Origin of the sequence: Paenibacillus sp. FSL H8-0332, from assembly GCF_037963835.1 — a bacterium.
Lineage (GTDB): Bacteria > Bacillota > Bacilli > Paenibacillales > Paenibacillaceae > Paenibacillus_AQ > Paenibacillus_AQ rhizoplanae.
Window position 1 is genome coordinate 2,569,291 of record NZ_CP150145.1, and the last position, 19,260, is coordinate 2,588,550.

Annotated in this window: 19 protein-coding genes; 12 read left to right on the forward strand and 7 right to left on the reverse strand. The window is 53.6% G+C overall.

Features of this window, described 5'->3' with window-relative positions; translation table 11 throughout:
• Positions 1-130 precede the first annotated feature (130 nt).
• Positions 131-3,244 (reverse strand): glycoside hydrolase family 2 TIM barrel-domain containing protein, encoded by a 3,114-nt coding sequence (locus NST43_RS10875; protein ID WP_339224373.1) that lies wholly within the window; start codon positions 3,242-3,244, stop codon positions 131-133.
• A 134-nt stretch (positions 3,245-3,378) separates the two neighbouring features.
• Between NST43_RS10875 and NST43_RS10880 the strand changes: the two genes are divergently transcribed.
• The 3 genes from NST43_RS10880 to NST43_RS10890 all read left to right on the forward strand — a co-directional run bounded on the left by NST43_RS10880 (position 3,379) and on the right by NST43_RS10890 (position 6,024).
• Positions 3,379-4,200: an AraC family transcriptional regulator gene (locus NST43_RS10880; protein WP_339224374.1), complete on the forward strand. Its 822-nt coding sequence runs from the start codon at positions 3,379-3,381 to the stop codon at positions 4,198-4,200.
• Positions 4,201-4,513: 313 nt separating this feature from the next.
• Positions 4,514-5,044, forward strand: coding sequence for a GNAT family protein (locus tag NST43_RS10885; protein WP_339224376.1), 531 nt, complete (start codon positions 4,514-4,516; stop codon positions 5,042-5,044).
• A 74-nt stretch (positions 5,045-5,118) separates the two neighbouring features.
• On the forward strand, positions 5,119-6,024 hold the full coding sequence (locus tag NST43_RS10890; RefSeq protein ID WP_339224378.1) for a hypothetical protein: 906 nt from the start codon (positions 5,119-5,121) through the stop codon (positions 6,022-6,024).
• A gap of 115 nt (positions 6,025-6,139) precedes the next feature.
• Here NST43_RS10890 and thiD read toward each other — a convergent pair whose 3' ends face one another.
• Positions 6,140-6,952, reverse strand: a complete 813-nt coding sequence (gene thiD / locus NST43_RS10895; protein WP_339224379.1) for a bifunctional hydroxymethylpyrimidine kinase/phosphomethylpyrimidine kinase — start codon at positions 6,950-6,952, stop codon at positions 6,140-6,142.
• Between the two features lie 185 nt (positions 6,953-7,137).
• Between thiD and NST43_RS10900 the strand changes: the two genes are divergently transcribed.
• A complete protein-coding gene (locus NST43_RS10900; protein WP_339224381.1) occupies positions 7,138-8,235 on the forward strand; it encodes a glycosyltransferase family 2 protein in 1,098 nt (365 codons plus the stop codon).
• 48 nt (positions 8,236-8,283) lie between these two features.
• Here NST43_RS10900 and NST43_RS10905 read toward each other — a convergent pair whose 3' ends face one another.
• From NST43_RS10905 to NST43_RS10915, 3 genes are all read right to left on the reverse strand, one after another.
• Complete coding sequence (locus NST43_RS10905; protein WP_209992302.1) at positions 8,284-9,048, reverse strand: SGNH/GDSL hydrolase family protein; 765 nt, start codon at positions 9,046-9,048, stop codon at positions 8,284-8,286.
• A gap of 184 nt (positions 9,049-9,232) precedes the next feature.
• Positions 9,233-10,315, reverse strand: coding sequence for a glycosyltransferase family 4 protein (locus tag NST43_RS10910; protein WP_339224383.1), 1,083 nt, complete (start codon positions 10,313-10,315; stop codon positions 9,233-9,235).
• A gap of 123 nt (positions 10,316-10,438) precedes the next feature.
• The gene (locus NST43_RS10915) at positions 10,439-11,281 is read right to left on the reverse strand and encodes a sugar phosphate isomerase/epimerase family protein (protein WP_339224384.1); all 843 of its coding nucleotides are present in this window, start codon (positions 11,279-11,281) and stop codon (positions 10,439-10,441) included.
• 96 nt (positions 11,282-11,377) lie between these two features.
• Between NST43_RS10915 and NST43_RS10920 the strand changes: the two genes are divergently transcribed.
• Together NST43_RS10920 and NST43_RS10925 are read left to right on the forward strand one after the other, a co-directional pair.
• Complete coding sequence (locus NST43_RS10920; protein ID WP_339224385.1) at positions 11,378-12,340, forward strand: acetylxylan esterase; 963 nt, start codon at positions 11,378-11,380, stop codon at positions 12,338-12,340.
• A gap of 111 nt (positions 12,341-12,451) precedes the next feature.
• Positions 12,452-12,826 carry a YkvA family protein gene (locus NST43_RS10925; protein ID WP_209992298.1) on the forward strand — a complete coding sequence of 125 codons (375 nt, stop codon included), beginning with the start codon at positions 12,452-12,454 and terminating at the stop codon, positions 12,824-12,826.
• Between the two features lie 60 nt (positions 12,827-12,886).
• Here the strand turns inward: NST43_RS10925 and NST43_RS10930 are convergent, their stop codons facing one another.
• Positions 12,887-13,273, reverse strand: coding sequence for a helix-turn-helix domain-containing protein (locus tag NST43_RS10930; protein WP_209992297.1), 387 nt, complete (start codon positions 13,271-13,273; stop codon positions 12,887-12,889).
• A 150-nt stretch (positions 13,274-13,423) separates the two neighbouring features.
• On the opposite strand from NST43_RS10930, the gene NST43_RS10935 reads away from it, so the two are divergent.
• The 3 genes from NST43_RS10935 (at position 13,424) to NST43_RS10945 (ending at position 15,420) form a co-directional block, all read left to right on the forward strand.
• On the forward strand, positions 13,424-14,110 hold the full coding sequence (locus tag NST43_RS10935; protein WP_339224388.1) for an NAD(P)H-dependent oxidoreductase: 687 nt from the start codon (positions 13,424-13,426) through the stop codon (positions 14,108-14,110).
• A gap of 207 nt (positions 14,111-14,317) precedes the next feature.
• Positions 14,318-14,734 carry a CidA/LrgA family holin-like protein gene (locus tag NST43_RS10940; protein WP_339224389.1) on the forward strand — a complete coding sequence of 139 codons (417 nt, stop codon included), beginning with the start codon at positions 14,318-14,320 and terminating at the stop codon, positions 14,732-14,734.
• The gene (locus NST43_RS10945; RefSeq protein WP_209992295.1) at positions 14,731-15,420 is read left to right on the forward strand and encodes an LrgB family protein; all 690 of its coding nucleotides are present in this window, start codon (positions 14,731-14,733) and stop codon (positions 15,418-15,420) included. Before NST43_RS10940 ends, NST43_RS10945 begins: the two co-directional genes overlap by 4 nt.
• Before the next feature lie 19 nt (positions 15,421-15,439).
• On the opposite strand, the gene NST43_RS10950 is transcribed toward NST43_RS10945, so the two are convergent.
• Complete coding sequence (locus NST43_RS10950) at positions 15,440-16,948, reverse strand: alpha-N-arabinofuranosidase (protein WP_339224390.1); 1,509 nt, start codon at positions 16,946-16,948, stop codon at positions 15,440-15,442.
• A 149-nt stretch (positions 16,949-17,097) separates the two neighbouring features.
• On the opposite strand from NST43_RS10950, the gene NST43_RS10955 reads away from it, so the two are divergent.
• The 3 genes from NST43_RS10955 (at position 17,098) to NST43_RS10965 (ending at position 19,184) form a co-directional block, all read left to right on the forward strand.
• A complete protein-coding gene (locus tag NST43_RS10955; protein ID WP_339224391.1) occupies positions 17,098-18,000 on the forward strand; it encodes an ArsR family transcriptional regulator in 903 nt (300 codons plus the stop codon).
• Between the two features lie 148 nt (positions 18,001-18,148).
• On the forward strand, positions 18,149-18,322 hold the full coding sequence (locus tag NST43_RS10960) for a hypothetical protein (protein ID WP_209992293.1): 174 nt from the start codon (positions 18,149-18,151) through the stop codon (positions 18,320-18,322).
• 274 nt (positions 18,323-18,596) lie between these two features.
• Entirely contained in the window at positions 18,597-19,184 is a 588-nt protein-coding gene (locus NST43_RS10965; protein WP_339224393.1) for a putative ABC transporter permease, read from the forward strand.
• The last annotated feature ends 76 nt before the right edge of the window (positions 19,185-19,260 follow it).

Sequence of the window (19,260 nt, forward strand, 5' to 3'; positions counted from 1 at the left end):
ATACTTACATTACTGAGGTAGAATCTATAACAAAGAAAAAGCTTTCCATAACCCCTTCCGGGTAATTATGAAAAGCTTTCTTTAGCTCATTACAGACATTGTGCTGAGCTGCCTTAAGGGAGAAGGCAGTTTATAGCAGGGAGAGCTTGAACTTGAAGGTATACGGACGGTTGGCAGGCAAAGTGAATTGCTCATGGGTTGGCGCACCCCAGCTGTCGTCACCGCCCACGCCCATTTGCTTGTAATTGACACGCAGCACGGTTTTGTCAGAGGCTGGCAGCTTGTAGCCGTGGTCGCTGGCTTCAAGCTCGGCCGGAGACCAAGGAAGCGCATTGACTTCGAGTGGTACTGCACCTTCCACGGATAATCCGTGTCCTTCGCGTCCTGCAGTGACGGAAGCATACCGGACATCTGTCTTGTTGCCGCATTCCTGAGGGCGGAGGTAATCCGTGAACTGCTCACTGACCTTGCCTGTGTAGAGCCCCAGCGGAGCTCCGGCCTTACGGTCCCAATAGTTCTCATGCGGCCCGCGGCCATACCAGGAGATCGTGTCCAGGCTGCTGTCCAGCTCGAAGACCATTCCGAATTCCGGGATCTCCGGCAGGGTGCTGCTGCCCGGGTTAAGCTCCTGTACGATCTCGACCGAACCATCCGTACGAATCTCGTAATGAACACGCAAGGTGGACTGCGGCTGCGTACTGAGCAGATAGTCGGCGGTCACGAAGCCGAGGTTGCCTTCCACGCTGCAGCTGAACCGGGCCAGCTGACGCTCGTAGGACGCTTCCTTCCAGACCGCACAGCGCTCGGGATGCTTGTTGCCCAGATCATTGTCTGTTACAGCTCTCCAGAAGTTAGGTCTGGCCGGTGCGAGCAGAACCTCCTTCCCGGAGGACTTCAGCGAGGTCAGGGCTCCGGTTGCTGCCTCGAAGGCAATCGCGAATCCGCTGCCCTCGAAGGTCAGGAAGCCATCCTGCTCCTTCACTTGCAGGGTACCACCCGAAAGCTCCGGGCCCCGGGACGGAATATACGGGGTTAACACGAACTGTTCCCAGGCAACTTCATGCGTAGCCTCAGACCAGGCGGTTGCGCCCTCTTGAACGAACGACACCGTAAGTACAGCTTCCTTGTCCGATTCAAGCAAGGCTGAATCCAGCGGAACCGTGAAGCTGGCTGCTTCGCCAGGCGCTGTGGAGAGCGGCAATTGTCCTTCCTGGGCAGTCTCGCCATTCAGAGCCAGTGTCCATCTCAGCTGATAGTCTGCCAGATCCGTGAACAGGAAGTGGTTGCGGGCCTCGAAGCTTCCGCTCTTCAGATCCAGTGCGGTGATGGTGATATTCTGATAGCATTTCTTCACCTCGAGGAGCTTAGGCGTCACGCTGCGGTCCGCGAACAGCAGCCCGTTGCCGCTGAAGTTGCCGTCATGCGGCTTCTCCCCGAAATCTCCGCCGTAAGCCAGATAAGACACGCCTTCAGGAGTGGTTGTACGGATCGCCTGATCCACCCAGTCCCAGATGAATCCGCCCTGAATGCTGTCATATTTGTCGAACAGCTCGGTGTACAGATGCAGGCCGCCGCAGGAGTTGCCCATGGCATGGCTGTATTCGCACAGAATATACGGCTTCTTCGGATTGCTGAGAGCGTACTCCACAACTTCATCCGGCTTGATGTACATCGTCGATTCAATATCGCTGGCCGCGTCCGAAGGTCTGTAATGATAAGTGCCTTCATAATGCACCGGACGGGTCGGGTCAGCTTGCTTCAAGTGGTCATACATGGCCAGGAAGTTATCGCCGCCGAAGGATTCGTTGCCAAGCGACCAGATGATGACGGATGTGTGATTCTTGTCGCGCTGCATCATGGAGTTACAGCGGTCAATGACGTTCGCGCGCCATTCCGGGCGGCTGCCGGGAACGTTGCCCTCATGCAGCTCCTTCTGTCCGTATTGCCAGGAGCCATGTGTCTCCAGGTTCGTCTCGTCAATTACATAGAGACCATATTCGTCGCACAGCTCGTACCATACCGACTGGTTCGGATAGTGGGAAGTACGCACGGCATTGATATTATGCAGCTTCATCAGCTTGATGTCGGTGATCATATCTTCCTTGGAGAGCGCACGGCCGGTATCGCAGGAGAATTCATGGCGGTTCGTGCCCTTGAATACGATCCGTTTGCCGTTGATCTTCATCAGGCCGTCCTGGATCTCGAAGGTCCGGAAGCCCGTCTTGCAGCTGAGCGCTTCCAGCAGTTGTCCCTGATCGTCCTTCACAGTAATCAGCAGGGTATAGAGGTTAGGCTTCTCCGCGCTCCATTTCTGCGGGTTCTTCACGGCTGCGGACAGCTTAAGCAGCTGAGTTCCCTCTTGTTCAAAAGCAAATCCGGCTGACACCGGCGCTGCCCATACCGGCTGCTGCTTGCTGTCGTAGAGCTGTACTTCAACGGTGTGTGCCCCGATGACCCGGTTATAATAGTTCTCCAGAGTCAGGTCTACTTGCAGCTCCGCATCGGTGAAGCTCTTGTCCAGCTCGGTGCGGACGAAGAAGTCGGCTACCCGTACTGGAGGCGCAGTGTAGAGATAGACATCGCGGAAAATTCCGCTCAGACGCCAGAAGTCCTGGTCTTCCAGCCAACTCGCATCACACCAGCGGTAGACTTCAACGGCCAGCTTATTCTCGCCGGGAAGCAGGTAGGCGGTGATATCGAATTCTGACGGTGTGAAGGTATCCTCAGAGTATCCGGCAAGTTCGCCGTTCACCCATACATAGAAGGCGGATTCCACACCCTGGAAGCTGAGGAATACAGGTTGTCCGTCCCAATCCTGCGGAACGCTGAAAGAACGGATATAGGAGCCGACCGGATTGTATACCGTTGGAGCGAAGGGAGGCTTCAGATCCGGCTCGGATACTTCCCAAGGGTAGCGTACATTGGTGTATTGGGGATAATCATATCCCTGGAACTGCCAGTGGGCAGGAACGGCGATATCTGCCCAGGCGGCAGCGTCGTATCCGGTCTTATAGAAGTCCTTGATCCGTGCATCCGGTGTTTCGGCAAAAGCGAATTTCCACGTTCCGTTCAGCGTCTGGTAACGGGATGAGGATGCTTTATCCCCTTGCAGGGCGTCGGCCGCTGCCGGGAAGGACATCATGGAGGCATGGGCGTCTATACGGTTCAATTGAAAAATCTCAGGATTATTGTTCCATTCGGGATATCCGTTGGCAGGTTGCTGATATGAGAGTTTGTTGCGCAAGTTAACATCTCCTTATATTGTTATATTCATATTATAGGATGGGAAATGTTCTGGGTATATATAATGATTTTCTTCAGATATAATAAAATATGAAACAACAGATCAAAGCGAGATTGCATTTGGAAGGAGAATCTATGGATAGCACGATGATCTTTTGCGAGATGGAAGATATGCTTCTGCTGCCGCTGTATGCCACGACCATCGGGTATTGGGAGCATCAGGGGGAGATGGCACGGCCTGCGGGCTTCCCGGATTATCAGCTGCACCAGGTCCTCGGCGGGAAGGGTGAAGTGAATATCAGGGGCAAGTCCTATCTTGCGGAGACGGGCGACCTGTTCTGTCTCTACCCGGATGTTCCCCATTCCTATACCCCGCTTAGCCGGGAGTGGGAACTGGCCTGGATCTCGTTCAACGGAAGAGAAGCAGCCCAGATGCTGCTCTATGCCGGAATCCGCGAGTCCGGGGTCGGGCGTCTGCGGGCAGAGCCCATTCTTGCACCGCTGGAAGAGATGCTAACCCTCTCCTCCGGCAATGAGCTGCAAGACAATCTGGAGCGTTCCAAGCTGCTCTATGCACTGCTGCTGGATCTGAAGCGCAGCCTGCTTCCGGCCTCGAATGAGGACAATGAGCTTGCGCGGATGAAGCCGGTGCTGCAATATATTGAACTTCACCTGCATCGCCCGCTGCTGCTGAAGGAGCTGGCCGAGGTAGCGTCAGTCTCGCCGCAGTATCTGTGCCGGCTGTTCCAGCGGACCGTCCGAGAACGGCCGGTGGCCTACATTAACAAGCAGCGGGTCAACCGGAGCAAGCAGCTGATGTTCAGCAGCCGGGGGCAGCGGATCTATGAAATCGCCCAGCGGGCAGGCTTTGAGAATGTCAGCTATTTCTGCGCCGTCTTCAAACGGATTACCGGCATGCAGCCGGAAGAGTGGAGAGGACTGCACGGATTGGACTAGAGGCTAGCAGGCCCCGGCTTCCTGTTATAGACTTCCTCTAAGCTCAGCGAACAATTCGTCTGCTATAGTAATCGCGGATGAGTTCTGCGGCGGATTTGTAGTCGTTATTCTGCGAAGGCCGCCTTCAGCTCGCCGAGAATATCCCGACCGGGACCCATGTCGAAAGTGTTATAATGAGAGACAGCGCTTAAGGATATGGGCTATATTCCGGATTACAGAAATTTTTATTACATAATGGGTGGAGAGGGCTGGCTGAAGATCGGGGGCTTACGCCCACCGAATTCAGGAAACAAAAGAGTGGAGGGATGATGTAGTGATTCTGGAACAGGGCAGAGGTTATCAGATCCGGTTAATGGATGAGCCGGCGGCCAGAGAGATTGTTAACTGGAGATATGAGCCGCCATATACCTTGTACAATATGCTGGATGCGGCTGATGCCGCAGAGGATATCGAGGAGCTGCTGGATGGCTCTTATTTCAGTGTAGCTGCTGCGGAGGGAGCGTTGATCGGGTTCTTCTGTTACGGACAGAACGCGCAGGTGGGGGAAGGGATAGAGAGGGGACTCTACCTGGATGGAACGGCCCTCGATATCGGCTTGGGGCTAAGACCGGATCTGACCGGACAGGGCCATGGACTGGCCTTCCTGCTGGCGGGGATGAAGTTTGCAGAGCAGACGTATGACGCGAAGCGATTCAGATTGTCGGTGGCAGGCTTTAACCTGAGGGCAGTCAGCTTGTATAAGAAGGCAGGCTTCGTCCTCTTGCATAGCTTCGTGCATCAGCATGGGGAGAGCGAAATGGAGTTCCTGTTGATGGAGACCCCGGACATTGCTGCCCGCCTATAGCGCGAGTGGAGAATACAGGGTGAAGTCTGTTAATATAGAACTACGGCATCATCCATATCAAAGGAGAATTCAATGTGAACGAGAACCTGAAGCAAGCGTATGTGCAGTTAGAATTACCTGAAACCGTAACCAGAGAGGAACTGAACAAGCGGTTCGATCTGCATTTGAAGCGAAGACGCGCCCTGACCACAGAGGAAGAGATAGCAGGCTATGAAGCGGACTTCCGGGCGTACAAGCTGATTCTAGATACCTGGGATGAGCAGGAGATTCAGAAGGCCGAAGACGATCGGCTCGCCAAGTACGGACGCTTCTCCGGTACGGCAAGCAAGTGGGAGACCTTCATGCGGCTATACCGAACACATGTGATCCTCGGCATTATCGGGCTGCTGGTGGTGATTTTTGGCGGGAAGGCTCTCTATGACAATTACCAGCATAGACAATATCTAGCTTCCCTGCCGCCAGTGGATGCGAAGATTATGTTCATCGGCAGCTTCGGAGTCACGGATACCAGCGGCAAGACCGAGGAGCTGGAGAAGGCGATCATCGCGGCTTACCCGGAATGGAAGCGGGTGGAGACGGTGATGACGTATCTGCCCAGAACGGGCGACGGCTCCGACTCGCTGGATATGAATTATATGCAAAAGGCAGTTGTGGAGCTGGCGGCGAACCGGCCGGATATCCTCATTCTGGATGAGGCCACCGTCAAATGGATCGGCGGACAAACCGGATTCCAGAATATGGAGCCGATCACGGCGGACGGGAAGCTTGCCGCTGACGATACCCGCATGCAGTGGGGAGTCAATGAGGACACGGGCAAGAATGAGCTGTACGGTGTGGATATTCTGAAATCTCCGTTCATCTCGGAGCTGCCAATCAATTATAATGCGAAATCCATCATTATGGGTGTACTGAATGACAAGGACAAGGATAAGATGCTGGAGTTCGTGAAGCATATTGCGGAGGAACCGCCCGTCAAGTAAGCAGGATATACAGTACACCAAAAAACCTCTCTTCACCGATGAACTGGACAGTCATCAGGAAGAGAGGTTTTTGGTATGTCTATTGCTCAATTACATGCTTGTTAAGGGTCCAGCCTTACTGCTCCAGACGATAGCCCCCGTGGAAGACAGGGCCGACATATTCATTGAACGCATATCCGTTACGGATGGCGGCGGATACGAAATCCTTCGCCTTCACCACTGCATCCTTCACCGACAAGCCGTTAGCCAGCCCGCCGGTAATCGCTGCGGCGAAGGTGCAACCGGCTCCATGGTTATGGGCAGGCTCGATCTTCGCAGTCTCCAGGACGAGGTATTCGCTGCCGTCGAAGAAGATATCAATCGCCTTGTCGCCGCCCAGCGCCTTGCCGCCCTTGACGACAACATTCTGGGTGCCAAGCTGATGGATCAGGCGGGCAGCTTCCTTCATCTGATCAAGCGTAGTCAGCTTGCCGAGACCGGAGAGTACTCCGGCTTCGAACAGATTCGGAGTAGCCACGGTAGCCAGCGGCAGCAGCAGATCACGGATGGCATCTGCACTCTCCGGGTTCAGTACTTCATCCTCGCCTTTGCATACCATAACCGGATCGATCACGACATTGGTCTGCTTGTTGTTCTTCAGAGCTTGTTCAGTAACCTTAACAATGTCCACACTGCCGAGCATACCGGTCTTCATGGCATCCACTGGACCACCGGCGAAGATCGTCTTGAGCTGTTCGGCAACGATGGCAGCATCGATAGGGTATACATTGTGGTGCCAGCCCCGGTCAGGGTCCATCGTCACAATGGTAGTCAGGGCGCTGAAGCCGTAAGTGCCGTATTCCTCAAAGGTTTTGAGGTCTGCCTGAATGCCTGCGCCTCCGCTGGAGTCACTGCCGGCAATGGTTAATGTCTTAACGATTTTTGACAAAGCTAACGTCCCCTTCTTGTATATGAATAGTATGCTGCTTATTATAACAAAAATCATCGGCTTAGTCCGCAAAAAAAGTATAAGCTCCAAAAACGCACCGCAGCCCTTGGGTGAGAGCAAGGGTTTGCCGGTTGCTGCACTGCATATCATGGTAGTCTAGTGGATTATGTATTCAGGAGGCTGCCATGATTGAGATCAGTTTATGCATGATTGTCCGCGATGAGGAGAAGAGCCTGCCCCGCTGCCTGGCTTCTGTGGAAGGGCTGGCCGATGAGATCATTATTGTGGATACAGGATCGGCAGACCGCACCAAGGAGATTGCCGGTGCCTATGGAGCCGTAATTTATGATTTTACCTGGATTGATGATTTCTCCGCTGCCCGTAATTTCGCCTTCAGCAAGGCGACCCGGGATTATATCTTCTGGCTGGATGCAGACGACTATCTGCGAGAAGAAGATCAGGCGGTGTTCAGGGAGCTGAAGTCTTCGCTGCCGGAGCAGGTGGACAGCGTGAATATGCAGTATAATCTCGCTTTTGACGGGGAGGGGAGGGTGACGACCTCCTTGCGGCGCAACCGGCTGGTCCGCCGGTCATGCGGGTTCCGCTGGATCGGTCCGGTGCATGAATATCTGGAGGTGTACGGCCCGTCGCTGGCAAGTACCGTCTGCGTTACCCATGAGAAGGATAAGGCTTACACGGACCGCAATCTGCGGATCTACCGCAAACGGGCAGCGGAAGGCGAGAGCTTCTCTGCGCGTGATCAATATTATTATGCCAATGAGCTGCGCGACCACGGAATTCACCGGGAGGCCTGCCGGTATTACGAGCTGTTCCTCAGCGGCGGGCAGGGCTGGATTGAAGATAATATTCAGGCCTGCCTGCGGCTGGCCGAATGTCTGGAAGCGCTGGGGGACAAGGAAGCGGCCTTCACTGCGGTCACACGTACACTGCAATATGATGCTCCGCGTGCCGAAGGCTGCTGCCGGCTGGGGGGCTGGCATCTGGATAAGGGCCAGCTACACCCGGCAATCTACTGGTTTGAGCTTGCCCTTCAGCTGCCCGGACAGGCGGAGTCCATGGCGATGAAAAATGAGGCCTTCGCCACCTGGATTCCGAATCTGCAGCTCGCGCTCTGTTATGACCGGCTGGGCCAGCATGAGCGGGCCAACCGGTATAATGAGACTGCGCTGCTTCATTCTCCGGGTCATCCCAGCATGCTGTATAACCGCAATTACTTCCAGAAGCTTCTGGGCGACAACTACGTCTCCTTGCAGCAGCCCTGAACACAAATAAGCGCTCCCCCGCCAAGGCTGGGGAGCGCTTGCTATTGTCTAAGGATGTCCAGGCATGGCCGCAGGCTCCAGCAGCAGCTGAGGTTCACTCATGCGGATGAATTCCAGCACCTTATCGTAGATAATCCGGTGGCCCTCCCGGTTGGGGTGGATGCCATCCCGGCAGATGAACTTGGTGTAATCCGGCTGTTGCAGGAAGGCACCCCGGACATCGATAATCTTGGTCTTGGTGCTCTCGGCGACCTTGATGATAGCGGAGTTGTAACGCTCCTGCCACCAGTAGATCTTGGTGACGCTGCCGAGGAATTTCATAATGTTCACTTCGGAATCGGGATTGTTGCCGCTGACCCACTTGAAGTAGTTGTCCGCATTCAGCGGAGGCAGACTCATCAGGATAGGCGTGATCCCCTGGTTCTTCAGGAAATGAATCATATCCACCAGCATCCGCTCGAAGGCCGGAAAATCTGTCTTGGGACTATGCTCTGCCTCAGGATTGCTCGCAATCTCACTCCAGTGGTAGTCACAGTCATTGCCGCCGTATTCAATCAGCACCACATCCGGCTTCTCCTTCAGTACATCCCGCTTCAGATTGCTGAAGCCCTTCATCAGCGTATTGCCGAATCTGGCAGTATTGCGCATAGCTCCCTTGAGCTTGCCCTGAAGCATGGTTACATAATTATCCTCCAGAATAACATACTTGCTTCGGGTCTCGTCGTACACAACGCCCTTGGAGATAGAATCCCCGCTGACCATATATTTGAACTGAGACCCCATGGACTCTTGCTGCTCCTCATTCCTGTTCATGCTCCCGCCTCCGATAACCCTAGTGTGTATATAATTAGTTTAAACCATACGTGCAGCCGTGCCTATGTATAGATGTCATGGGTTCTTAGGCTTGCCGGCAGTATTCAGGCGGATCAGTGGAAAATACAAAAAAGGTTCAACCCATCCTCATAAGTTGGACCTTTTTCTGCATTCTCCGGAGCCTCTACCCATTCTCTGCAAAAGGTCGGCTGGAGCGCGATTTCCCCGCACCGTTCCCCTTTAAAAAAGCCGTTGCCGTCTGCTCCAGAATTTTGACACTGTTCTCCCAGGTCCATGATCTTGAATCGGTCTCACCGTGCGCGGCGATCCGGTTCCGGAGTACGGGATCTTGAATGAGCCGCATTACATCCGCCGCAAGCCGGTTCTCATACCGGTAGGACAACAAGGAGTTCTCCTCATGGCGGGCATACTCCAGATTTCCTCCCGCATAGACAGAGACCAACGCCGCCCCGCAGCGCATCGCCTCCAGCCCGGGCAGCGAGCCGGTGTCGAAAATGCTGGAGCTGACAAAAATATCAGCACCGTTATAGTGATAGCATAGCTCCTCGTCATTGAGCGGCGTGAAGAAGCGGTATTTACCGCTGTTCATCATCCTTCTTAGCGAATCGGAAGTGAAGCATTCATCCGGCGGACTGATGAAATTGATATTGATCCACGGGAAGTTCTGCTTCACAATATCCAGCTGATTCACCAGGTAATCCTGTTCGCGGTGCCAGGAGAAGCCGTGCTCCACCTTGCGCAGGATTGCTGTAATGTTCAGCGGCTCCTGAAGCTCCTTGCGGATATTCATGTTTCGGAATGAAGCGCTGATCCCTACCGGCACAATGCTTCCGCTGATTCCGTGTCCCAGCTTAATCAACTCCTGCTGCCATTTGGAGAGGACAATTAGTTTATCGGTAATGTGATAGGAAGGGAAGGAGACTTCATTCTGCGGCAGGAATAGCGGCTCATAACACAAGGAGAGGCGGATATGCATGCCCTTGCCGTTCAGGCTGGCTGCCTGTGATACCGGAACCGTAGTGTAGAAGTTGGAGACGATGATATCACTGACCGGGAAATCGGATTCACGGAGCAGCGTGTAGTCGGTAATCAGCAGAGTGGAATGGACGTCATAGGAAACATCCCCTCCCAGTGGCATGACGATCACAACCTGGTGGCCCCGGGCAGTAAGACCGTTCGTAAGCTCTACGAGCATGCGTTGTGCCCCGCCATGACATAAGGTAAGAATAGGGAAAGTGAACCGCATCTGTGATCCCTTCCTTTCTGCACAATCGCCCTGCAAAAATGCGATAGGTATACTATTTTATTCAGTGAAAAGCGAAAAGTACCGCTAAGCGGTACTTTTGGAGGAAATGGGGTTATGGCCGGATTATAACGATTTGCGCAGATTATGCAGCAGATTCACAGTGTCCCGGATCTCCAGGCTGGTGACATCCTCCAGCGAGACATCGATCATCGGCTTATGCGCCTCAAGCTTGTTCAGGAACTCAGCGGTGTGGAACAGTCCGGCTCCGGGAGCGCCGTGACGAATGCGTCCGCCTTCCTCATAGATTCCTTTAAGATGGGCGAGGATGATCCGGTCGCCGAACAGGCTGAAGGATTGATCGACGATCTCATCCTGGAGATGAACCTCTTCACCGATCAGGTTGCACGGGTCGAATACGACACCGATGGAGCTGGAGGGCACCTCATCGAGAATACGCCGCATTTTGGCCGGAGAGGATAGGGTATGCGTGCTGACGCCTTCGAGCCCTAAGAATACGCCCCATTTCTCTGCCTCCTCTGCCAGCTCCTCGATTGTTGCCTTAAGGGCATCCCAGCCAAGCTCCTCATAGCGGTAAGGGTCGAGTTCCTGGAAGGTCGTGAGCGCTCCCGTCTCCGTGGCGACCATAGGGGCACCGAACAGGCGGGCATAGCGCAGATGCTCCTTGAAGCGGTTAATCTCCGCCCGGCGGACCGCAGGATCGGGATGGATCGGATTGATATAGCAGCCAAGCACGCCGATGCGGATACCGGCCCTGTCGAATTGCTCGCCGATATAGGAGGCTAGTCCGGGACTCAGCTTGCCGGGGGAGAGGTCGATATCCTGTATGGCTTTGGACAGAGCGAGCTGTACGAAATCAATATTGTAGGTCTGAAGAGCGGCAGTCAATTCCTTAAGCGGCAGGCAGCCGGCTGTATGTGCTAACGTTCCGTAACGAATAATAAACAACTCCTTTGGAATTCTATGAATTTATATCTATAATATTAATGACGCTTACATAGACATGCAAGGTTAAAGAATGCAAGCGATACAGGAGGAATAGAGATGAACGCAATAGAAGTGCGTAAGCAAGAGCTTGAGAACTGCCGGCCGGAGCCGACACTGGACCGGGAGACGATTGATGAATTCTGGAATGATCTGCTCGCAGAAGATGAGGATCAGCCACTGGAGGTGATGATCACTCCTGAAGAGACCCCGTATCCGGGCATGAAGGTGAGCAAGGTCAGCTACATGAGCTATGGGGAGACTACGATCAATGCCTGGTATATCCAGCCTGCTGGTGATGCAGAGGGCACGGGAGACCGGCCGTGTATCGTCACCTTTCCAGGTTACACCGGAGACCGGGGATATCCTGAACGCTACGCACATTTCGTGCTGCTTGGATACACTGTTCTGGCCGTAGATGTACGGGGACAGCTTGGCGAGACCGGCAATCTGCTGCCGCAGGAGCATGGTATAGTGAGAGGCTGGATCAGCCAGGGGCTGCTGGAGAAGGAGCAATCCTATTATCTGGCATTAGCCATAGATACAGTCCGGGCCATTGAGACGGCAGCGCAGCTGCCGGGGGTTGATCCGGCGCGCATTGCGATTACAGGAGCCAGCCAGGGCGGGGGGATCGCGCTGTTGGCAGGGGCGCTCAGCCGCCGCGTGGCTGCGGTAGCCGCAGACATTCCTAATCTGTGCCGCTTGGATTTCGGAGTGCTGAATTCGACCAGCTCACTCACAGAGATTGCGGATTACCTGAAGCGCTACCCGGAGCATCTGGAGCGTACGCTTCAGAACCTGGCCTTTTTCGACATTGTTAATCTGGCTCACCGCTTCACTGTCCCTGTCCTGATGTCTGTAGGCTGGAAGGATACAGTATGTATGCCGGAGACGATCTATGCCGCGTATAACCGGATAGAGTCGCCTAAGGAGATTAAGGATTATCCGTTCTCCGGGCATGAGGTAAGCGAATTCCAGCACAGACAGACGGCACTGTTCTTCGAGGAGCATCTGGGCTCCTAAGTGAAGTAGTACAGGTCACAGTGATTAGCCGCAAGGGAATGGTGTGAAGATATAGTAAGAGTTGGCGCGAGGCCATAGGTAGGCAGTCTAATCACCGGGAGGGAACTACGGATGGACAATCAGACAGGCAAGCTGCCGGCGGGAGTGTTGGTGGAGAGCTTTGAGTATGACAAGAAGAATGAGGAGCTTGTGAAGAAGAGCTTCTGGAGCAAAACCAAGAAAGCCGCCGGTAAAATCCCCTTCACCAGAGAAGCGATAGCCATGTACTACTGTGCTATGGATGCCAAAACACCGCTATGGGCGAAAGGAATTGCCTTTGGAGCGCTGGCGTATTTCATTTCCCCGATCGATGCCATTCCCGATGCGCTGATCGGCCTGGGCTTCACAGACGATGCTGCCGTCATGGCGGCGGGCATCCGGGCCATTGCCGGACAGGTCAAGGAGGAGCATAAGCAGAAGGCGGAGGAATTTTTCGAAGATTCATAATAGGCTGGAAGATAGCGAAGGGATGCAGCGGGTTGCTGCATCCCTATTCTGTGCGCTCCGCTACACTCCGGTGTCGATAGCTGGACTCTCTGAAGTCTGCTGCTTCGCCTGGTACTCCAGACCCCAATCTCTCATCAGCTTGATGATCGGAATCAGAGACCGGCCGAATTCGGTCAAGGAATACTCAACCTTTGGCGGCACCTGATGATAGACCTCACGGTGTACGACGCCATCCTCCTCCAGCTCGCGGAGCTGCAGGGTCAGCATGCGCTGGGTAATGCTGGGGCAGATGCGGCGGAATTCATTGAACCGGACTGTGGAATCCATCATATGGTACAGCAGTACACCTTTCCATTTGCCGCCGATGACATCGAGGGTGAATTCTACAGGACAAGCAAAACCATTGCCATCAGGGCAGGTGCCGAAACCGCCTTTACGGTCGCGCATCACTGAACACGCTCCTTAGTATCATTTTGTATACTACATCACAAAAATGTGCGTACTTCTAAATATGTTGTATATCCATTACTATAGGCATGGGAACAGGAAAACGTCAATTCCTTATCATGAACGGTACACAGAAAGGGAGTATGGAGGATGGAGAACACAAGCACAGCAACTGAAATGACGAAACAACAGATTTTGGCGGCCTACGAGTACAGACATGCGACCAAAGAATTCGACAGCAGCAGAAAGATCAGCGGGGAGGATTTCGGCTTCATTCTGGAGACGGGACGCCTGTCACCGAGTTCGTTCGGCTTCGAGCCCTGGAAGTTTGTAATTGTCCAGAACCCGGAGCTCCGGCAGAAGCTGCTGCCATACGCCTGGGGGGCCCAGAAGCAGCTTCCGAGCGCAAGCCATTTCGTGCTTATTCTGGCCAGACAGCCGCGTGATCTGGCAGCTGGCTCAGAATATATTCAGAGTATCATGTCGGAGGTACAGAAGCTGCCGGTTGAGATCGCCCAAGGTAAGCAACAGGTCTACGACGCATTCCTGGAAAACGATTTTGGCCTGGCTGGCAATGAGCGGGCGATGTTCGAGTGGGGGGTGCGTCAGACGTACCTGGCCCTTGGCAATATGATGACCGCAGCCGCGCTGATCGGCATTGATTCCTGTCCGATTGAAGGCTTCGATAAGCAGAAGATGGAGCAGCTTCTGGCCGACGAGGGTATGATGGACCCTGAACATTTCGGGCTGGCCTGCATGGTAGCCTTCGGCTACCGTACCGGCGAGCCGCGTGCCAAGACCCGGCGGACCGCTGCTCAGGTGGTAGAGTGGATATAGAAATCTAAATAATCAGAATCTAATAAAAACGGATGCTGCCTCTCAGGGCGTCATCCGTTTCCGCTTGTTGCCGTTATGAAAGTACATAGAAGAGTCGAAAACTTATTGAAAATTTACTGAAAACTCTGCTACTCTTAGGAGGTCAACTTGCTGCCGGTAAGCGGCTGCTTAAGATCGTCATTTCAAGATTGAAGGGATTCCTGCATTATGAAAATCATCCGCATTATCGCAGAGGTCTGCCTGCTGTATGTGTTCTTCCTGGCCGGAGACTATCTGCAAGAGCTGCTGCATTTGCCGATTCCAGGCAGTATCGTGGGACTGCTGCTGCTCTTCGTGCTGCTTTTGCTAAAGATTGTGCCCGTGAAGCTGATCGAGAACGGCTCGTCCTTTATACTGGCGTATCTGCCCATGTTCTTCATCCCCGCCACCGCAGGCATTATGAACCACCTGGATATCTTCAGCGGAAGAGGCTTGCTCCTGATCGGCATTCTCATCATCAGCAGTGTGCTGACCATGGTTGTTACGGCACATTCCAGCCAGTGGATTGCCGCCCGCAGCGTCAAACGCTTAACACGCCGGACGTACCGTGCCCGTAATCTCCACGGGAAGGGGAAGGAAGCATGAGAATTCTGCTGGCCGTTGGTTTTGTGCTGATGAATGTTCTAATCTATCTGGTCATGTCCATGCTGTACAAACGCTACCGTCTTCCGGTTCTGCTGCCTGCACTGACGGCAACGTTCACGGTTGTTGTGCTGCTTATGGGCTTCCATATCTCTTATGAGACTTATATGATCGGCGGCGATTGGATTAACCGCCTGCTGGGACCAGCGGTAGTATCGCTGGCCTATCCCTTATACAAACAGCGGCATGTGCTGTGGAAGAACCTCCCTGCCATTCTCGGCGGAACGGTCACCGGACTTATGGTCGGCATGTTCAGCGGGCTGCTGATGGCGGCCGGACTCGGCTTCTCTAAGCTGTATGTGCTGTCTATTCTGCCCAAGTCGATTACCACCGCTGTAGCGATCCAGATCTCCAGCAATCTCGGCGGAGATTCATCGTTGACCTCCGTCTTCGTGATGGTTGCCGGCTTCACCGGAGCGATTGGCGGACCCTATATTATCAAGCTGTTCAGAATCCGCAGCGAGTCGGGGATCGGCATTGGCCTGGGCACTGCTTCCCATGCCCTCGGCACAGCCAAAGCGCTGGAATACGGCGAAGAGTCGGTGTCCATGAGTTCTGTAGCCATGACCGTATGTGCCATTGTCGGCTCCATCGCCGGACCGCTCGTCGCTTGGATCATGTACCATTAATTTTGCAGATTTTCAGTAATCAGCCGTTCACACGCAGCCGGATTACGTTCCAGGAAGCAGCCGGAAGCATTGCGCTCACCCGGCCGCCGTCTGCGGCTGCCGTTCCCCGGTTGTGCGGAAGCACATTCGACGGGTTGGAGCGAGTATTGGCCGCCTGAAGATCCTCATGCTCAAGAACCGTGTGCTGAATGACCTCTACAGCCCCGAAGCTCCGCAGATCAACCGCCAGCTCCATGCCTTCGCTCAGATGGCGGTTCACTGCAAATACAGTAACCTCGTTCAGCTCCTCATTATATACACTGACCGCTTCCAGATATGGAACGTCGGTGAAATCCTTGGAATCATATTTCGTACTTGTAATCAGCGGGTGAAGCACCGTTCCCCGGCCGTAGATGGAGGCATGCATGTAAGGATAATATGTGGTCTGCAGCCAGAGCGGTCCGCCGTCCTCCGTCATAATCGGTGCAATGACATTAATGAGCTGGGCGATACAGGCCATCTTAACCCGGTCTGCATGCTTGAGCAGGCTGATCAGGCAGCAGCCCACAACCAGCGCATCCTCCAGGGTATAGACATCCTCGAATTCAGGCGGTGCAATCTGCCAGTGCTGCTCGGCACGGCTTGAGCCCTGCGATTTCCACACATTCCATTCATCTAGGGACAGGTAAATCTTTTTCTTGCTTTTCTTCTTAGCCTTGATATAATCACATACTGCTGCTACGCTGTCGATGAACTGATCCATATCGAGCGATTGGGCCAGGAAGTTCGCTGTATCTCCATCATTGTTATTGTAGTACGTGTGCAGTGAGAGGAAATCGACATTATCGTAGGTGAGATCCAGGACTGTAGCTTCCCATTCGGCAAAAGTACTCATGTTGCTGCCCGAGCTGCCGCAAGCTACAAGCTCCAGGGAAGGATCCACCCAGCGCATCGCTTTGGCGGTCTCATTGGCGAGTCTTCCGTATTCGACTGCAGTCTTGGCTCCGATCTGCCATGGACCGTCCATTTCATTGCCCAGACACCAGGTGCGGAAATTGTGCGGAGCCTTGTAGCCATGGGAGATCCGCAGGTCACTCCAGTAAGAGCCGGAGGGATGGTTGCAGTACTCGACCAGATTCCTTGCAGCGTCAATTCCGCGTGTGCCGAGGTTCACTGCCATCATCACTTCGGAACCGGCCAGCTTGGCCCAATCGGCGAATTCATTCGTGCCTACCTGATTAGTTTCTGTAACCCACCAGGCCAGTTCAAGAGAGCGCTTCCGTTCCTCCTTGGGTCCAACGCCGTCTTCCCAGTTATAGCCGGATACGAAGTTACCTCCCGGATAACGGATGATCGGTACGCGGAGTGCCTTAATGGCCTGGAGGGCATCGCCGCGGAAACCGTTCGCGTCAGCGGTAGGATGTCCCGGCTCATAGATTCCGCCATACACGGCCCGGCCCAAATGTTCAATGAAGGAACCGTACAGCCTTGGATCTACCTCAGCCAGCTTGAAGTCTTTGTCGACAATCATCTTGGATTGAATGCTCATAGTTAGAAGCTCCTTTGTATTAGATTAATGAAATAGCTAATCGTTCAAGCCCGTTTATGATTACATGATACGAATTACGGGGTATACTAAGCAATAACTAATTTCAGGATTAACTTAATAACTAATTCAAAGAGCGCGGAGGGCCACCGATGTATTTAACCACAGATTCCGAATCGCTGAAGGTCTATGAAGCACTGGCCAGCGAAGTGCGGCTGCGGATCATCGATCTGCTTAGCAGCGAGGAGATGCATATTAAGGAGATTGCAGCGAGACTGTACCTCAGCAGTGCCATTGTCAGCTCGCATGTAGCGAAGCTGCAGAAGGCCGGCATCGTCAGCTCCCAGATGAAGCGGATCGACGGGGGGACTTATAAATTCTGCTCACTTTCTGCGAATTTCTTGCAGATTAAATTATCCGGGGCCAAAGGAATCGCCCGCAAGGTGGTCGAGGTCTCTGTCCCTGTCGGCCATTACACCGACCTTGCAGCTTCACCGACCTGCGGCATTGCCACCACCGAGAAGCTGATCGGCTATTATGACGATCCGCGTTATTTCCTGGACCCGCAGCGGGTGGATGCCGGCATTCTCTGGTTCGCCAAGGGATACGTGGAATATAAGGTTCCGAATTATCTGTTCATGGATCAGACGGTCCAGGAGATTGAGATTTCAATGGAGATCGGCTCGGAGGCGCCGAGTGTGAACGAGAAGTGGCCTTCGGATATCTCTTTTATGATGAACGGCATTTCGCTTGGCAAATGGACCAGCCCCGGTGACTTCGGCGTAATGAGAGGCCGGCTGACTCCAGCCTGGTGGAAATCGGATGTGAACCAGTACGGGCTGCTGAAGGTGCTCAGAATTAATGCAGGGGGCACTTATATCGACGGCCAGCAGATATCGGCAGTTACCATGGATCAGGTGGGCTGGCAGCAGGACCAGTGGAGCTTCAGGTTCACGGCAGAAGACACGACCCGAAGGCGGGGCGGCTTAACGTTATTCGGGCGCGGCTTCGGGAATTATGAGCAGGACATTGTGTTTCGTGTGTATTATGAGTAAGAAGGACCAGTCTGCCGAATGGCAAGTGAATGGATAAGACAAGGGAAAAGCAGCTTTGTTCAGACGGGATGTTTGCAAAAGGGGTTCGCGGGTAACTATAACTAAGTAATCCAAATCGCGCACAACTTGCATACAAGGAGGAATTCACATGTCGGATCAATCCCAAAATGAAGCAGACATCCGCAACAAGGAGAATAAAGACGGGGATTCACTCGCAGAACGCAAAAAGATGGAAAACGGTGTGGATATTGAACCGGAAGCCGATGATTGGGAAGCCAAACCGGCCGAAACCGCCCATCCTGACCCGCTTCCTAAGAATTAGGGGATGGAGTATTAGGGTATACGGCTAAGGCTGCTGCATACGGCTAGGTCATAAGGCAGCATAAGGTATAAGGCGAAGGCATATGCGCGTAGCAGACTGTTCCTCACGGGGCAGTCTTTTTTCTATTATAGGACGGACCCAGGCCAACGGAGTAAATAAGGAGTTTGGAATGTATGCGGAAAACCGACAGATATTCCCGTCATAACGTCCGGTTCTAGGAGGCATACTAGCTCCAATTGGAAAATAAATGGGACCGGAGGCGCGAATAACTACGATGACACCGTTACTTTTACAGAATAGTTACAGTGTAGTGGCTGCGGCTAGTCCCTATCTGTTCTATTTCACTGTGTATTCATTTCTGGGCTGGGTCCTTGAAGGTAGCTATAACCTCTACAGCACGGGTACCTTTCGCAAAGATGGCTTCCTCAAAGGGCCATTCAAGCCCATGTATGGCTGCGCACCGCTGCTGCTGCTGGCGGCACATGAAATTAAGCTTCCCTTTCCGTTATTCCTGCTGCTTGCGCTGATTGTCCCTTCGGCGGTTGAGTTTGTCAGCGGCTGGCTGCTTAAGGGGATCTTTCGTAGACAGTGGTGGGATTATTCAGGGATGCCGTTTCAGCTGCAAGGGCATATCTGCCTGAAATTCTCGCTGTATTGGTGGGGACTGTCAGTGGCTTGCATCTTCGGCTTGCAACCGCTGGTGCATTTCCTGTATCTGCATATGGAGCGGGTATGGATGCCCATACTTCCCGTCGTCCTGCTGTTATTCACAGCAGATCTGCTGTGGACCTTCCGCACCCGTCGCCGCGGGCTACAACTGCTGGATCATCTGCTGGAGCCACCGGAGCTTGGAGAAGGTTGAAGAGTTAGTGACGGGTGTGAACATAAAAAATGCATAGAACCCAAAGATATCTCCGCCTTATGGCTGGAGATGTTTT

Excerpts from the sequence above, each read along its gene's own strand:
- NST43_RS10945 (WP_209992295.1), top strand. The coding sequence starts at position 14,731 with ATGAGAATTCTGCTGGCCGTTGGTTTTGTGCTGATGAATGTTCTAATC.
- NST43_RS10960 (WP_209992293.1), top strand. The coding sequence starts at position 18,149 with ATGTCGGATCAATCCCAAAATGAAGCAGACATCCGCAACAAGGAGAAT.
- NST43_RS10935 (WP_339224388.1), top strand. The coding sequence starts at position 13,424 with ATGGAGAACACAAGCACAGCAACTGAAATGACGAAACAACAGATTTTG.
- NST43_RS10950 (WP_339224390.1), bottom strand. The coding sequence starts at position 16,948 with ATGAGCATTCAATCCAAGATGATTGTCGACAAAGACTTCAAGCTGGCT.
- NST43_RS10965 (WP_339224393.1), top strand. The coding sequence starts at position 18,597 with ATGACACCGTTACTTTTACAGAATAGTTACAGTGTAGTGGCTGCGGCT.
- NST43_RS10930 (WP_209992297.1), bottom strand. The coding sequence starts at position 13,273 with ATGCGCGACCGTAAAGGCGGTTTCGGCACCTGCCCTGATGGCAATGGT.
- NST43_RS10910 (WP_339224383.1), bottom strand. The coding sequence starts at position 10,315 with ATGCGGTTCACTTTCCCTATTCTTACCTTATGTCATGGCGGGGCACAA.
- NST43_RS10905 (WP_209992302.1), bottom strand. The coding sequence starts at position 9,048 with ATGAACAGGAATGAGGAGCAGCAAGAGTCCATGGGGTCTCAGTTCAAA.
- NST43_RS10955 (WP_339224391.1), top strand. The coding sequence starts at position 17,098 with ATGTATTTAACCACAGATTCCGAATCGCTGAAGGTCTATGAAGCACTG.
- NST43_RS10940 (WP_339224389.1), top strand. The coding sequence starts at position 14,318 with ATGAAAATCATCCGCATTATCGCAGAGGTCTGCCTGCTGTATGTGTTC.
- NST43_RS10925 (WP_209992298.1), top strand. The coding sequence starts at position 12,452 with ATGGACAATCAGACAGGCAAGCTGCCGGCGGGAGTGTTGGTGGAGAGC.
- NST43_RS10880 (WP_339224374.1), top strand. The coding sequence starts at position 3,379 with ATGGATAGCACGATGATCTTTTGCGAGATGGAAGATATGCTTCTGCTG.
- NST43_RS10900 (WP_339224381.1), top strand. The coding sequence starts at position 7,138 with ATGATTGAGATCAGTTTATGCATGATTGTCCGCGATGAGGAGAAGAGC.
- NST43_RS10920 (WP_339224385.1), top strand. The coding sequence starts at position 11,378 with ATGAACGCAATAGAAGTGCGTAAGCAAGAGCTTGAGAACTGCCGGCCG.